The 13,573-nt window shown below is 71.3% G+C and carries 14 protein-coding genes; 2 read left to right on the top strand and 12 right to left on the bottom strand.

The genetic code is table 11. The features are described from left to right. Window positions 1-152 precede the first annotated feature (152 nt). A complete protein-coding gene (locus ACQP1K_RS19560) occupies window positions 153-614 on the top strand; it encodes an RDD family protein (RefSeq protein WP_433497152.1) in 462 nt (153 codons plus the stop codon). Window positions 615-684: 70 nt separating this feature from the next. On the opposite strand, the gene ACQP1K_RS19555 is transcribed toward ACQP1K_RS19560, so the two are convergent. The 10 genes from ACQP1K_RS19555 to ACQP1K_RS19510 all read right to left on the bottom strand — a co-directional run bounded on the left by ACQP1K_RS19555 (window position 685) and on the right by ACQP1K_RS19510 (window position 11,559). Further along, window positions 685-1,473: a class I SAM-dependent methyltransferase gene (locus tag ACQP1K_RS19555; protein ID WP_433501590.1), complete on the bottom strand. Its 789-nt coding sequence runs from the start codon at window positions 1,471-1,473 to the stop codon at window positions 685-687. Window positions 1,474-1,486: 13 nt separating this feature from the next. Further along, on the bottom strand, window positions 1,487-2,158 hold the full coding sequence (locus tag ACQP1K_RS19550) for a DUF4191 domain-containing protein (protein ID WP_433497151.1): 672 nt from the start codon (window positions 2,156-2,158) through the stop codon (window positions 1,487-1,489). Window positions 2,159-2,187: 29 nt separating this feature from the next. Then, window positions 2,188-3,147 carry a lipoyl synthase gene (lipA, locus tag ACQP1K_RS19545; RefSeq protein WP_433497150.1) on the bottom strand — a complete coding sequence of 320 codons (960 nt, stop codon included), beginning with the start codon at window positions 3,145-3,147 and terminating at the stop codon, window positions 2,188-2,190. 132 nt (window positions 3,148-3,279) lie between these two features. Continuing rightward, window positions 3,280-3,942 (bottom strand): lipoyl(octanoyl) transferase LipB, encoded by a 663-nt coding sequence (lipB, locus tag ACQP1K_RS19540; RefSeq protein WP_433497149.1) that lies wholly within the window; start codon window positions 3,940-3,942, stop codon window positions 3,280-3,282. Continuing rightward, the gene (locus ACQP1K_RS19535; RefSeq protein ID WP_433497148.1) at window positions 3,939-4,688 is read right to left on the bottom strand and encodes a Type 1 glutamine amidotransferase-like domain-containing protein; all 750 of its coding nucleotides are present in this window, start codon (window positions 4,686-4,688) and stop codon (window positions 3,939-3,941) included. Before ACQP1K_RS19535 ends, lipB begins: the two co-directional genes overlap by 4 nt. A 198-nt stretch (window positions 4,689-4,886) precedes the next feature. Continuing rightward, complete coding sequence (gene sucB / locus ACQP1K_RS19530; protein ID WP_433497147.1) at window positions 4,887-6,347, bottom strand: 2-oxoglutarate dehydrogenase, E2 component, dihydrolipoamide succinyltransferase; 1,461 nt, start codon at window positions 6,345-6,347, stop codon at window positions 4,887-4,889. Between the two features lie 26 nt (window positions 6,348-6,373). Then, window positions 6,374-7,753, bottom strand: coding sequence for a dihydrolipoyl dehydrogenase (gene lpdA, locus ACQP1K_RS19525; RefSeq protein ID WP_433497146.1), 1,380 nt, complete (start codon window positions 7,751-7,753; stop codon window positions 6,374-6,376). Between the two features lie 138 nt (window positions 7,754-7,891). Beyond that, the gene (locus tag ACQP1K_RS19520) at window positions 7,892-9,382 is read right to left on the bottom strand and encodes a leucyl aminopeptidase (protein WP_433497145.1); all 1,491 of its coding nucleotides are present in this window, start codon (window positions 9,380-9,382) and stop codon (window positions 7,892-7,894) included. Between the two features lie 108 nt (window positions 9,383-9,490). Continuing rightward, window positions 9,491-10,360 (bottom strand): adenosylcobinamide-GDP ribazoletransferase, encoded by an 870-nt coding sequence (locus ACQP1K_RS19515; protein ID WP_433497144.1) that lies wholly within the window; start codon window positions 10,358-10,360, stop codon window positions 9,491-9,493. A 74-nt stretch (window positions 10,361-10,434) separates the two neighbouring features. After that, entirely contained in the window at window positions 10,435-11,559 is a 1,125-nt protein-coding gene (locus ACQP1K_RS19510; RefSeq protein WP_433497143.1) for a bifunctional adenosylcobinamide kinase/adenosylcobinamide-phosphate guanylyltransferase, read from the bottom strand. A gap of 61 nt (window positions 11,560-11,620) precedes the next feature. Between ACQP1K_RS19510 and ACQP1K_RS19505 the strand changes: the two genes are divergently transcribed. Then, window positions 11,621-11,833 (top strand): hypothetical protein, encoded by a 213-nt coding sequence (locus ACQP1K_RS19505; RefSeq protein ID WP_433497142.1) that lies wholly within the window; start codon window positions 11,621-11,623, stop codon window positions 11,831-11,833. A gap of 8 nt (window positions 11,834-11,841) precedes the next feature. On the opposite strand, the gene ACQP1K_RS19500 is transcribed toward ACQP1K_RS19505, so the two are convergent. After that, window positions 11,842-12,840, bottom strand: a complete 999-nt coding sequence (locus ACQP1K_RS19500; protein WP_433497141.1) for an aldo/keto reductase family protein — start codon at window positions 12,838-12,840, stop codon at window positions 11,842-11,844. Between the two features lie 70 nt (window positions 12,841-12,910). Further along, window positions 12,911-13,528, bottom strand: a complete 618-nt coding sequence (locus ACQP1K_RS19495; RefSeq protein WP_433497140.1) for a DUF3043 domain-containing protein — start codon at window positions 13,526-13,528, stop codon at window positions 12,911-12,913. Window positions 13,529-13,573 lie beyond the last annotated feature (45 nt).

The following is a 13,573-nucleotide window of genomic DNA, read 5'->3' as shown; positions in this document are numbered from 1 at the left end:
AACCTCCAAGGGGCATCTGCCAGCAAAGCCGAAAATATGCCCGCGCCGTTTCCGTGCCGTGTCTCGTTTGTTTCGCCGGTGTTAAGGACCTTGTCGACGGCGCCGTCCGCCCGGTGCGGGAGCCGCCAGGGCGGTGAATAGGCTGGTGCATTATGAACGAGCGGCAACCACGATGGACGCAGACCTGGCTCGGCGGGGTCCGGGCCGCCGGTGTCGACCTCGGCCACCCGGGGGTACGGCTCGGCCTGCCGGAGACGGGCAGCGGCGCTGTCGCCGGATGGGGGCGCAGGATCGGGGCCGTCCTGGTCGACTGGCTGATCTGCGCCTGGGCGATCGCCGGGGGACTGCTCCGGATGGAGGGGCAGGACGTCGGCGTGTTCGGCCTCGGCATATTCGCCCTGGAGTACGTGCTGCTGGTGAGCACGATCGGGATGACGCTGGGGATGCGGCTTTTCGGCATCAGGGTCGCCGCCCTCAACGGCGGCCGACCGGCGCTGCCCGCCGTGCTGGTGCGCACGCTCCTGCTGTGCCTCGCCGTGCCCGCCCTGGTCTGGGACCGCGACCGGCGGGGCCTGCACGACCGTGCCTCCGGCACCGTCGTGGTCAATATGTGAGCGGAGCCGTGCTCGGGGAGCCCCGCCGGACCCCACCGGAGATCTCCGTGACGGTCCCGTACCGGAACGGCTAGACGCGCGCGCAGCTGAAGATCGCGGTGCCGGGAAGCACGCGGCCGCGCAGCGGGCTCCAGCCGCCCCAGAGGCGCTCGTGCCCCTCGGGCCACTCCGGCTCGACCAGACCGGTGAGGACCAGCCCGGCCGAGACGATCAGGCCCACCCAGTCGCCCATCGTCCGGTGGTGCTCCACATAGGACGGCACTCCGCCGGAGAGCTCGACGTACGGCGCGCGGTCGAAGTACGAACGGTCGGCCGTCAGGCCGCGCGGCCCGGGATCGTCGGGGAACGCCCAGCGGATGGGATGGCTCACCGAGAACACGAATGTCCCGCCGGGCCGCAGCACCCGCCGCACCTCGGCGAGCACCGCGCCCGCGTCGGCGACGAACGGCAGCGCCCCGAAGGCCGAGCACGCCAGATCGAACGAGCGGTCCAGGTACGGCAGGGCCTCGGCGTCCGCCTGCACCACGGGAAGGGCCGTATCCGTGCCGAGGTCGATGCGGCGGGAGTGCTGGAGCTGCCGGTACGACAGGTCGAAGCCGGTGACGATCGCGCCCTGCGCGGCGAGCCACCGCCCGCACTGCCCGGCGCCGCAGCCGATCTCCAGGACGCGCCGGCCCGCGACGTCGCCCAGCAGACGCGCGTCGGCCTCGTCGAGCCCCTCGGGGCACCAGACGAAACCCTCGTCACGCAGGAAGCCGCCGTGCTCGGCCTGATAGTCGTCGGCCGCGCCGTCCCACCACCCGCGGTTGGCCCGGGACGTCTCGGCGGGGGAGACGGGCCGCCTGCCGACGAGATCCACCCCGGTCACGGCCTCAGCGCATCTTGGGGCCGCGCGGCATGCGGACGCCCTTGGGCAGCGGGCCCTTCGGCATCGGCATGACGGGCGTCAGCGCGCGCATCCGGTTGTTCACCTCGGAGACGGCCGGCTTCCTGAGGTTGCGCGGCAGCTTCATGAGGTGCCTCGACAGCTTGGCCAGCGGGATCTGACCGTCGGCGTCACCGCACTGGATGTCGTAGACCGGCACGTCGATGGCGACCCGCTGAACGCGCTTCTTCTCCGCGACGAGCATGCGCTGCACGCGGTTGGGCGGCCCCTCCGAGACCAGGATGACGCCGGGGTAGCCGACGACACGGAACACCAGATCCTGGTCCCGGTTGACCGCGACGGGCTTCTCCTCCACGTACCAGTTGCCACGCATCCCCTGCAGGATCGCGTACGTAGCGCCCGGCTGTCCGTGCAGCAACGAGTACTGCGCCTTCTGCGCCAGCCGGCTGAAGATGAGCATGCCGACCAGCAGGGCGGTGAAGACGCCGAAGACGTACCAGGTCCACCCGAAGAACACCCCGAGCACGACGAACACCAGGAGCGTGCCCACCGCCGAGGCGTAGACGATCGGCATGCCCTTGGGATTCGACCGCTTGATGATCTGGGCGACCATCCGGATCTGCTTGAGCCGTCCCGGAGTCGCTGCGTCTTTCGCCATGGTGTGAAGGATACAAATGCCGTGGTGGATTAATGAAAACGAGACCCGCCGACGCTGCCGACGCCGTCGGCGCGGGCGGCGATGGCCTGCTGGTAGAGACGGCCGGCGCGGTAGGACGAGCGGACCAGCGGCCCGGACATGGCGCCCGCGAACCCCATCTCCTCGGCCTCCTGCTGGAGCTCGACGAACTCCTCCGGCTTCACCCAGCGGTCCACCGGATGGTGGCGCGGGCTCGGCCGCAGGTACTGGGTGATCGTGATGAGGTCGCAGCCGACCTCACGCAGGTCGCGCAGCGCCTGGCTGATCTCCTCGCGCTCCTCGCCCATGCCGAGGATGAGGTTCGACTTGGTGACCATCCCCGCCTCGTGGGCGATGCCGAGCACCTGCAGCGATCGGTCGTACCGGAACGCCGGGCGGATCCGCTTGAAGATCCGCGGCACGGTCTCGATGTTGTGCGCGAACACCTCGGGCCGGGCGGAGAACACCTCCTCGAGCTGTTCCCGGTGGCCGTTGAAGTCGGGCACGAGCAGCTCGACACCGCAGCCGGGGACCATGTCGTGGATCCGCCGGGCGGTCTCCGCGTACAGCCAGGCGCCGCCGTCCGGCAGGTCGTCCCGGGCGACGCCGGTCACCGTGGCGTACCGCAGGCCCATCTGACGGACCGACTCGGCGACCCGGCGCGGCTCGTCCCGGTCGTATCCCGCGGGTCTGCCGGTGTCGATCTGACAGAAGTCGCAGCGCCGGGTGCACTGGTCTCCGCCGATGAGGAAGGTCGCCTCGCGATCCTCCCAGCATTCCGAGATATTGGGGCAGCCCGCCTCCTGGCAGACCGTGTGCAGGCCCGCGTCGCGGACGAGCGATTTGATCTCGTTGAAGTTGGGACCGTTCCGGAGCCGCGTCTTGATCCACGGCGGCTTCTTCTCGATCGGGGTCTGGCTGTTTCGGACCTCCAGGCGGAGGAGCTTTCGGCCATCTGGTGCAACCGTCATGCGACACCCTTTGCCTTGTAGGCTCGCGCGCTTCGCTCGCTCACGGATCCCAGCTTATTACCCGTCTCCGGGTGACCCGGTCCGGCTCCCTCGCCGGTGATCCCACGCCGGGAACCGACCGTCGGACACGATTCAGGACAGGTCCTCTTCGTACAGGTCGTACGGCTCGGCGCCGAGGGCTTCCGCGAGGCGTTTCTCGGCGAACGGGATCACCTCGTCGACCGTGATGCGCCGTCCGGTCTCCGCCGATAAGGAGGTCACCCCGGCGTCCGCCTCGCCGCCCGGCATGATGCGGTTGAACCAGCTCAGGTCGTTCACGCAGTTGAGCGCGAAGCCGTGCATGCTCACCCCGCGGGAGATCCGGATGCCGATCGTGCCCAGCCTGCGGTCGGGCACGCCGTGCCCGGGATCGCCTGGCACCCAGATGCCGCCGTGGCCCGCGACCCGGCGGGCGGCCAGCCCGAAGTCGGTGCAGACCTGGATCAGGACCTCCTCCAGCAGCCGGACGTAGGCGACGATGTCGTCGACCCGGACGATGGGATAGCACACGAGCTGCCCGGGACCGTGCCAGGTGACCTTGCCACCCCGGTCGACGTCGATGACCGGGGTGCCGTCGCCCGGTCGTTCGTGCGGCAGCGTCCGCCTGCCCGCCGTGTAGACGGGCGCGTGCTCCAGCATGAGGCACAGGTCCGAGATGTCGTCCGCCACCCGGCGCCCGTGCAGGACCCGCTGCAGGTTCCAGGCCTGCTCGTACGGGACGTCGACGCCCATGCGGACGATGGCCAAGCCGTTCACGGCTCAAGGGTAGTAGACGTCAGCGGACGGGGTTCTATGCGGAACTCCTTGACGCCCGTGCCGTCGCGCTCCACCCGGTACGCGGCGCCCTCGGGGGCCACACTGACCGCCTGAATGAACTCCGTGCCGACGTAGTGGAGCGCCACGCCCTCGTCGGCGGCGTACGCCTCCGGCAGCTCACCGGAGGCCACGGACTCGTGCAGCAGCCTCCTGCGCTGCGGGTCGGAGTCGTAGTGGACGCCGCACGAGTACGGGAGCAGCGCCAGGCCCTCGGCCCACGGACGCAGCCTGGGCCCGAACGAGTCGGTGTTGCCGCCGACATGCCAGCACAGCGCCCCCGCGCTCTGCCCGGACAACACCACACCCGACCGCCACGCCTCGGCGAACGCCTCGTCCAGCCCGTGCAGCCGCCACAGCGCGGCGAGGTTGGCCACGCTGCCGCCGCTGACGTAGATCGCGTCCTGCTCGAGGATCCACCCGCGCGGGTCCGCCATGTTGGGCATCGGGAAGACCGTCAGGTGGCTGACCTCGACGTCCCAGCGGTTGAAGGCTCCGTACATCTTCAGCAGCCAGTCGGCGTCGTCGCCGGTGGCGGTCGCGAGGAGCCCGAGCCTGGGCCGGTCCTGACCGGTCAGGTCGAGCACGTAGCGCAGCAGGGCGGTCGGCTCGATGAACCCGTACCGCTCCGACGGCCGAAACGACCCGCCCCCGATGGCGACGATGTGCGACTGCCCGATTCGGCTCATGCCCCACTCCCTGTTCAGTCAGCTCGACGGTCTCCCCAGGGTACGGCGGGGCGCGGGAAAGGGATGGCCGAACCCGCGGAAACGGGCATGCCGCCACGCCCGCGCCCGCGCCGCGTCCGAACGGGCGTGGCCGCCCCGTATTCAAATGGGCGTGGCCGCCCCGTGCGCACACGGGACGGCCACGTTGAAGCGGGCGGATCAGGCCAGGCCGAGCTGGCTCTCGAACCGGCCCTCCTCCAGACGCCGCTTGATCGTGGTGAGGAAGCGGGCCGCGTCCGCACCGTCGACCAGGCGGTGGTCGTAGGTCAGCGCCAGATAGACCATCGACCGGACCGCGATGACCTCGCCGTCGGGCGTGTCCACGACGACCGGGCGCTTGACGACCGAACCGGTGCCCAGCATGCCGACCTGCGGCTTGTTGAGTATCGGTGTGTCGAACAGCGCGCCCCGGCTGCCGGTGTTGGTCAGCGTGAACGTGCCGCCGGCGATGTCGTCCGGAGTGATCTTGTTGGTCCGGGTGCGCTCGGCCAGGTCGGCGGTCTTACGGGCGAGACCGGCGATGTTCAGGTCCCCCGCGTTCTTGATCACCGGGACGATCAGGCCGCGCTCGGTGTCGACCGCGATGCCGAGGTTCTCGACGTCGTGGTAGGTCACCTCGCTGGTCTGGTCGTTGATGACCGCGTTGAGCTTCGGGTGGACCTTCAGCGCCTCGACCGCCGCGAGCGCGAAGAACGGCAGGAACGACAGCTTCACGCCCTCACGGGACTCGAAGGCCGCCTTCGCCCGTGCCCGCAGCGAGGCGATCCGGGTCACGTCGACCTCGACCACGGTGGTGAGCTGCGCCGTGGTGTGCAGCGACTCCATCATGCGGTCGGCGATCACCTTGCGCAGGCGCGACATCTTCTCGGTGGTCCCGCGCAGCGTCGTGTCCACCTGCACCGGCTCGGGCGTCGCGGCGGGCGCGACCGGCTGCACGGCGGCAGGAGCCTGCGCCGGGGCAGGGGCAGGGGCAGGGGCAGGCGCCGGGGCGGGTGCCTGCTGCTGGGCCGCCGCCGCGGCGCGCTCGCGCTGGATCCGGGCCGCCTCGATCACATCCTGCTTGCGGATCCGGCCGCCGACACCGGTGCCGGTCAGCGAGTCCAGGTCGACGCCGTGTTCGGTGGCCAGCTTGCGCACCAGCGGCGTGACGTACGGCGCCTCGCCGGGGGGCGGCAGCGGCGTCGGCTGGGCCACCGGGGCGGCCGGCGCCTGCGGGGCGGGAGCCGGCTGCGGGATCGACGAGATGGGCGGCGCCGGAGCCGGAGCGGGCGGGGCAGGAGGCGCGGGGGCCGCCTGCGGGGCGGGAGCCGGCGGAGCCGGAGGGGCCGGCGCGGGCTCGGGCGCCTGCTGAGGCTCGGGGGCCTGCTGCGGAGCGGCGCCCGCCCCGGTGTCGATGACGGCGAGCTCGGCCCCGACCTCGACGGTCTCGTCCTCGGCGACGAGGATCTTGGTCAGGTAGCCCGACGACGGCGACGGGATCTCGGTGTCGACCTTGTCGGTCGACACCTCCAGCAGCGGCTCGTCGGCCTCGACGTGATCGCCTTCGTTCTTCAGCCAGCGGGTGACGGTGCCCTCGGTTACGCTCTCACCGAGCTGGGGCATGGTTACGGAGACGGGCATTGTTCGTCTTCTCTCGCCTTCGGGCTTCAGTTGTGGACGTGGAGCGGCTTGCCGGCCAGGGCCAGCATCGCCTCACCGAGCGCCTCGGACTGGGTCGGGTGCGGGTGGATCAACTGGGCGACGTCCTTCGCCGTGGCCTCCCAGTTGAAGATCAGCTGTGCCTCCGCGATGAGCTCGCCGACACGGCCACCCACCATGTGCACGCCCAGGACCCGGCCGTCGCGCTCGGCGACGACCTTGACCTCGCCCTGGGTCTGGAGGATCTTGCTTCTGCCGTTCCCGGCCAGGTTGTAGGAGAGCTCGACCACATCGTGGCCGCGCTCGCGTGCGACGGCCGTGCTGATGCCCACCGAGGCGACCTCGGGCTCGGAGTACGTGATGCGCGGCACGCCGTCGTAGTCGATCGGCACGGGGTTCAGGCCGGCGATGTGCTCGGCGACTCCGATGCCCTCGGCGAAGCCGACGTGGGCGAGCTGCAGGGTGGGGATGAGGTCGCCCACCGCGTAGACCCCGGGGACACCGGTCCGGTAGAACTCGTCCACCTGCACGTAGCCGCGCTCGAGCCGGACGCCCGCCTCCTCGTAGCCGAGGCCCGACGAGACCGGGCCGCGGCCGACGGCCACCAGCATGAGCTCGGCGTCGAGCGTCTTGCCGTTCTCCAGCGTGACGACCACACCGGTGCCGGTGGTCTTGACGCTCTCGAACCTGACGCCGAGCTCGTACTTGATGCCGCGGCGGCGGAAGGCCCGCTCCAGCAGCTTGGAGCTCGACTCGTCCTCGAGCGGGAGCAGGTGGGGGAGCGCCTCGACGATCGTGACCTCGGCGCCGAACGACCGCCACACGCTGGCGAACTCCACGCCGATCACGCCGCCGCCAAGGATGACGACCGAGGAGGGCACGCGGTCCAGCACCAGCGCGTGGTCGCTGCTGATGACCTTTTCACCGTCGATGTCCAGGCCGGGCAGCGACTTCGGGGCCGAGCCGGTCGCCAGCACGACGTTGCGGCCCTCGTAGACCTGGCCGCCGACCGTCACGCGGCCGGGGCCGGCCAGCCGCCCCTCGCCCTCGACGACGGTGATCTTCTTGCTCTTGATCAGACCGGCGAGCCCCTTCCAGAGCCCGCTGATCACCTTGTCCTTGTAGGTGTGGACGGCCGGGACGTCGATGCCCTCCAGACGGGTTCGCACCCCGAAGGACTCGCTCTCACGTGCCTGGTCGGCGAGCTCGGCGGCGTGCAGCAACGCCTTCGTGGGGATGCAGCCGCGGTGCAGGCAGGTGCCCCCGACCTTGTCCTTCTCGATGAGGACGACGTTCATGCCGAGCTCGGCCGCCCGAAGGGCGCATGCGTAACCACCGCTACCACCACCTAGGACGACGATGTCGTAGGGGCCGCTGCCATCAGCCACTGGAATGCTCCTCGCTGGATTCCACGCCACCGGATGGGTCCGACGGCATCTTTTCACTTGTCTATGAAGATCGTGGACGGGACGTGGTGGCCGCCCGCCCGGACGGACACACCGTTGCGGTTCGCCGCCGCGGTTTCGCTATCGTCTGCCCGCGTAACGCTCGGCGATGCCGACGAGCGTACGGGTGATCGCGCCGGTGCCGCCCTTGGGCGTGTAACCGTGCGGCTCGCCCTTGTTGAACGCGGGACCGGCCATGTCGATGTGCGCCCAGCGGACGCCGTCGGGCACGAACTCGCGCAGGAAGATGCCGGCGGCGAGCATGCCGCCCCAGCGATCGGGCTGCAGGTTGGCGATGTCGGCGATCGGCGAGTCGAGGCCCTTGCGCAGTTCCTCGGGCAGCGGCATCCCCCAGGCGCCCTCCCCCTGAGCCCCGGCGATGTCCACGACCTCCTCGCGCAGCGCGTCGTCGTTGGACATCACACCGGCCGTACGCCAGCCGAGCGCGACGATCTGCGCCCCGGTCAGCGTGGCGACGTCCACGATCAGCTCGGGGTCGTCCTCGGCGGCGCGGGCGATGCCGTCGATCAGCACGAGACGGCCCTCGGCGTCGGTGTCGAGCACCTCAACGGTCTTGCCGCTGTAGGTGTGCAGGACGTCGGACGGACGCTGAGCCTGACCCGACGGCATGTTCTCCGCGAGGCAGAGATAACCGACCACGTTGATCGGCAGGCCGAGCCTGGAGATCGCGAGCAGCGAGCCGAACACCGCGCCGGCGCCGCCCATGTCGGACTTCATCCAGTCCATCGAGGCGGCGGGCTTGAGCGACAGGCCGCCGGAGTCGAAGGTGATGCCCTTGCCCACGAACGCGATGGTCCGCGCGGCCTCCGGGTGCCGGTACGCCAGCCGGACCAGCCGCGGCGGGTTGGCCGAACCCTGGCCGACTCCCACGATGCCGCCGTAACCGCCCTCTTTGAGCTCGGTCTCGTCGAGCACCTCGGGCGACAGCCCGGCCTGCTCGCCCATCTCCCTGGCGATCTCGGCGAACCGGGCGGGCGACAGATCCGAGGGCGGCGTGTTCACCAGGTCGCGCACCAGGTTGACCGAGGTCGCGATCTCCGTCGCGTGCCGTACGGCCTCCTCGGCGCCCGGCGCGTCCGACAGCACCACGAGCTCGCCCACGGGTGCCCTGTGCTCACCGCGCGTGCGGTATCTGGCGAAGTCGTAGGCCCCGAGCAGGCCGCCGAGCGCGACGGCCTCGGCCTGCTCGGCCGTGGCGACCGGCAGCGCGAAGGCGGCGCTGGACGCACCGGCCAGGGAACGCGCTGCGGCGCCCGCGGCCCGGCGCAGGGTCTCGGGATCGTGGTCGCCGTCCGGACGGTCGCCGAGGCCGACCGCGACCACGACCGGCGCGGGCAGTGCGCCGAACGTCGGGATCTTGGCGATCTCCTCTGCTTTGCCGGTGAAACCGACGGCGTTGAGTATTTCGGCGAGCCGACCGCCGAGAGCCTGGTTCAGGCCGTCGGCGCCGGGAGCCTGGGTGGGGCCGTCCGGGGTCGCGTGGACGCCCACTATTAGTGCATCGGCCTCTATGGAGACCGGTTCAGATGCATTGACGCGCACAGTGGTCACGTGAGCCGATGCTATCCGTGCTTGCTGCACTGCGCACAAACGGGTGGTCACAGGATCACCCGATTTTTCGGCCGGTCCCGGCCGTACGGTTCCCACGTTACGCGGCGATCACGGGATGAGCAGCGCGCAGCACAGCAGGGTGACGGTCGTGGCGCACTCGCAGAGCGCGCCGAGCACGTCACCGGTGACGCCGCCCAGCCGCCGTACGGCCCGCCGGCGCAGCAGCGCGGCGGCCCCCAGTCCGGCCCCCAGTCCGGCCGCCATGGCCAGGAACGGCCCGAACGGCACGGCCATGCGCGGCACGGGGGACGCGATGAGCGCGGCAATCGTGATGGCCCCGACGGCTACGGCCGAGGAGGCGGTCGCATAGATCGCGGCGCCCGGCCGTACAGTCCCCGCGACGAGCACGCCGAGACCCTCGGGGCGGGCGGCGGGCACGCCTTCCCCGCAGGCCCAGGTGATGGCGAGCCGGCCGGCCGTGCATGCCGCGATCAGGCACGCCCCGGCCGCCGGCGCGGACGACTCGGCCAGGGCGGTCAGCGCCGCCACCTGCAGGAGCAGCGTGAAGACCAGCGTGATGACGCCGAACGGGCCGATATCGGACTGTTTCATGACGGCGAGCGCCCGCTCGGCCGGTCCGCCGCTGCCCAGGCCGTCGGCGAGATCGGCGAGGCCGTCGAGGTGGAGGCCGCGGGTCAGCCAGGCGAGCGTCCCGACCGCGAGGGCGGCGGACAGCAGCGCCGTGCCGCCCGCCCAGCGGACTCCGACCAGGACCAGCGCGGCGACGAGGCCGAGCAGCGTCCCGACCGCGGGGGCGAGGGTCATCGCCCGGCCGGCGAGGCGCCGATCCACCCGCGCGACGGCACGCACGGGGAGCACGCTGAGCATTCCGACAGCGAACCGCCACGCGGCGATCGTCCGGCCGGCCGGCCGCGTGCGCGCCCCGGTCTGCTCCATCGGTTCGGAAGGATCGGCCACAGGCCAGGAGCCTAGGCCGTGAGGTCGTGCCCGGCGGAACCCCCCGGCCGGAACGTGACGATCGGCCGGGCCGGTCAGCAGGGGAGGGGGAGCGTGCGTCCGGCGATCACCAGCGCGACGTCTTCGGACTCCCGGGCGAGCCGCTGGTTGAGGCGGCCCAGCTCGTCGCGGAACAGGCGTCCCGCCGCGGTGGCCGGGATCACGCCGAGCCCGACCTCGTCGCTCACCGCGACCACCCGGGCCCGGGTGTGCCGCCAGGCGGCCACCAGCGCGTCACACCGCCGCCGCACATCGGCCGGCGCCTGCTCGGAGTCCCCGCCTGAGTCCCCGCCCGGCCAGGCGCCGCACTCGTCGAACACGGCGGCCAGCCAGGTGCCGATGCCGTCGATCAGAAGGGTCCGCCCGGGGGAGTCCGTCCCGGTGAGGACACCGGTGAGGTCGGTGGTCTCGAGGGTTCGCCAGTGGCGGGGACGGCGATCCCGGTGCAGTTTCACCCTGGCCAGCCACGAGGGGTCGTCGCCCGGGGCGGGGCCGGTGGCGACGTACGTCACATCGGGGTCGGCGGCCACCCGTAACTCGGCCTCCTCCGACTTGCCCGAGCGGGCTCCGCCGAGCAGCAGCGTACGCCGTGCCGGGCCCGGTGGCGGCGGGTCGCCGAGGGGGTGCCGCGCCGGGATGTCCCGGGTGTCCAGGACGGTCCCGTCCGGTACGGCCTCTGCCCGCCAGTGGGCGAGCCTGCGGGCCAGCTCGTCCTCGGAGGGGACGCGATGGTCGAGGTGCACGGCGATCACCCGCGTGGTGGGCGTGACCCGGCCGCGGCGGCGCAGATCGCCCAGGCGCTCCGGCCGGTCCAGGGGGTCGATCAGCACGAGGTCGAAGGGCTCACGCGGGCGCGGCCCGGAGACGTCCTCGTCGTCCTCATCATCCTGGAGACCGTCGCAGCACGGGGTGTAGAGCACCCGGCTCCCGTCCGGACCGGTGATCTCGTAGCCGTCGAGGGTGCGCACGAGGAGACGGCCGCCCGGCGGAACGCCGCCGTGTGCCGGGTCGCCGGCCCGCGGCGGGAGCCGTACGATCCCGTCGATCACGATCGACGCCGGCCCGCGGCGACCGGGGGAGAGGCGGCCGCAGGAGGCGCAGCCGCAGCCGGGCGCCGGCCAGCCCTCCGGGCCCCCGGTACCCTCCAGACGGATCTCCACGCGCGTGCTCCTTCACATAGGGTTTGCAGGACGTGCTCGACTGGTTCGGCGGAAGGGGCGGATGGGCATGACATGGCGCTGGCGATACGAGGACGCGAACGGCGCCGAGCTGACGGACCGGTCGCTGCCGAGTGAGATCTTCACCAGTCAGTCGGACGCCGAGTCGTGGCTGGGGGAGTCGTGGCGTGACCTGCTGGACGCCGGGGTCGAGCAGGTCACGCTCCTGGAGGACGACCGCGTCGAGTACGCCGGGATGTCGCTCCGCCCCGCCTGACGGCGTCGTCAGGGACGCTTGCCGGGGCTGACCGTCTTGGCCGGGTCCCGCTCGACCACGTCGCCGAGCACGTCGTCGATCCTGCGCATGGTCTCGTCGTCGAGCCTGACGCCGGAGGCCTTCACGTTGTCGCGCACCTGCTCGGGCCGTGAGGCGCCGACGATGGCGGACGACACGTTGGGGTTGCGCAGCACCCAGGCCACCGCGAGCTGGGCCATGGTGAGACCGAGGTCCGCCGCGATCGGCTTGAGCTCCTGCACCCGGCGCAGCAGCTCGTCGTCCATCATCCGGTTGATGAAACCGGATCCGGTCGGGTCGGTGGCCCGCGAACCGGCGGGCACCGGCTGCCCGGGCAGATACTTGCCGGTCAGCACGCCCTGCGCGATGGGCGACCAGACGATCTGGCCCAGGCCCTCCTTCTCGCACAGCGGGACGATCTCGGCCTCGATGACCCGCCACAGCATCGAGTACTGCGGCTGGTTGGACACGAGCCGGTCGAAGCCCATCTCGTCGGCGATCTTCAGCGCCCGTTCGATCTGGGCGGCCGTCCACTCGCTGACGCCGACGTACAGCACCTTGCCCTGCCGTACGAGATCGTCGAAGGCGCGGAGCGTCTCCTCCAGCGGCGTCTCCACGTCGAAGCGGTGGGCCTGGTAGAGGTCGACGTAGTCGGTCTGCAGACGGCGCAGCGAGCCGTTGATCGACTCCATGATGTGCTTGCGTGACAGGCCCCGGTCGTTCCTGCCGCTGCCGGTCGGCCAGTAGACCTTGGTGAAGATCTCCAGTGACTCGCGGCGCACGCCCTGCAGCGCTCGTCCGAGCACCTCCTCGGCCCGCGTCCCTGCGTAGACGTCGGCCGTGTCGAACGTCGTGATCCCCTCGTCGAGGGCCGCGTGCACGCAGGCGCGGGCCGCGTCCTCCTCGACCTGGGAACCGTGGGTGATCCAGTTGCCGTAGCTGATCTCGCTGACCATGAGGCCGCTGCGGCCGAGATGGCGGAATTCCATGCCCCTGACATTAGTGGGACTCCCGGGACGTCCCGCATACGCGCATGGGGTGCGCCACTCCGGCCGGTGCTCAGTTCTTCGGCGGGATCGGCACGCCGCCGGGGAGCAGGGTCGGCTTCGGGAAGCGCAGTCTGCGGATCTGGGTCGACCGCATCGCCGCGTAGAAACCCACGCCGCGGAGGTTCTCGCCCGGGAACTTCTCGGCGGCCTCCTTCTTCACCCGGCGGGCGACGTAGACGGCGCTGCCCAGTACGAACACCATCACCACGGGCAGGGAGAGTGTGTAGCCGAGCAGCACGACGCTCTGGATCGCCGGCGTGGCCGGCACCATCGACAGCAGCATGATGATGAAGACGACGGGCAGGAAGTACTGTCCGGGCAGGCGCCGGGAGTCGACCCAGTCGCGGGCGAACTTCCGCACCGGGCCGCGGTCGCGCGCGGGAAGGGCCCGTTCGTCGCCGCGCAGCAGCATCTCACGGTGCTTGGCGCGCAGCGCCCTGTCGCGCTCCCGCTGCATCCGGTAGGCCTCCTTGCGGTTGGCCGGCGCGGTGACGGGTGAGCGGCGGCGGCCCTGAGCCACGCTCCGCTTGGGGGTGGGACGGCCCTTGCCTGGAGTCTGGCGAGGCTTAGGATCCTCTACAGGGGCAGAGGAGTCGTCAGCGGAGATCTGGGTACGACGTCGGAACACGGCGTCCAGCCTACCGGGAGTGCAACTTAGTGACGCCCTCGCGCG

Source organism: Sphaerimonospora sp. CA-214678, assembly GCF_050942215.1.
Classification (GTDB): Bacteria; Actinomycetota; Actinomycetes; order Streptosporangiales; family Streptosporangiaceae; genus Sphaerimonospora.
This window is presented reverse-complemented; position numbering and strand designations above follow the sequence as displayed.

Excerpts from the sequence above, each read along its gene's own strand:
- ACQP1K_RS19550 (WP_433497151.1), bottom strand. The coding sequence starts at position 2,158 with ATGGCGAAAGACGCAGCGACTCCGGGACGGCTCAAGCAGATCCGGATG.
- ACQP1K_RS19505 (WP_433497142.1), top strand. The coding sequence starts at position 11,621 with ATGGGCATGACATGGCGCTGGCGATACGAGGACGCGAACGGCGCCGAG.
- ACQP1K_RS19560 (WP_433497152.1), top strand. The coding sequence starts at position 153 with ATGAACGAGCGGCAACCACGATGGACGCAGACCTGGCTCGGCGGGGTC.
- ACQP1K_RS19500 (WP_433497141.1), bottom strand. The coding sequence starts at position 12,840 with ATGGAATTCCGCCATCTCGGCCGCAGCGGCCTCATGGTCAGCGAGATC.
- sucB (WP_433497147.1), bottom strand. The coding sequence starts at position 6,347 with ATGCCCGTCTCCGTAACCATGCCCCAGCTCGGTGAGAGCGTAACCGAG.
- lipA (WP_433497150.1), bottom strand. The coding sequence starts at position 3,147 with ATGACGGTTGCACCAGATGGCCGAAAGCTCCTCCGCCTGGAGGTCCGA.
- ACQP1K_RS19535 (WP_433497148.1), bottom strand. The coding sequence starts at position 4,688 with ATGAGCCGAATCGGGCAGTCGCACATCGTCGCCATCGGGGGCGGGTCG.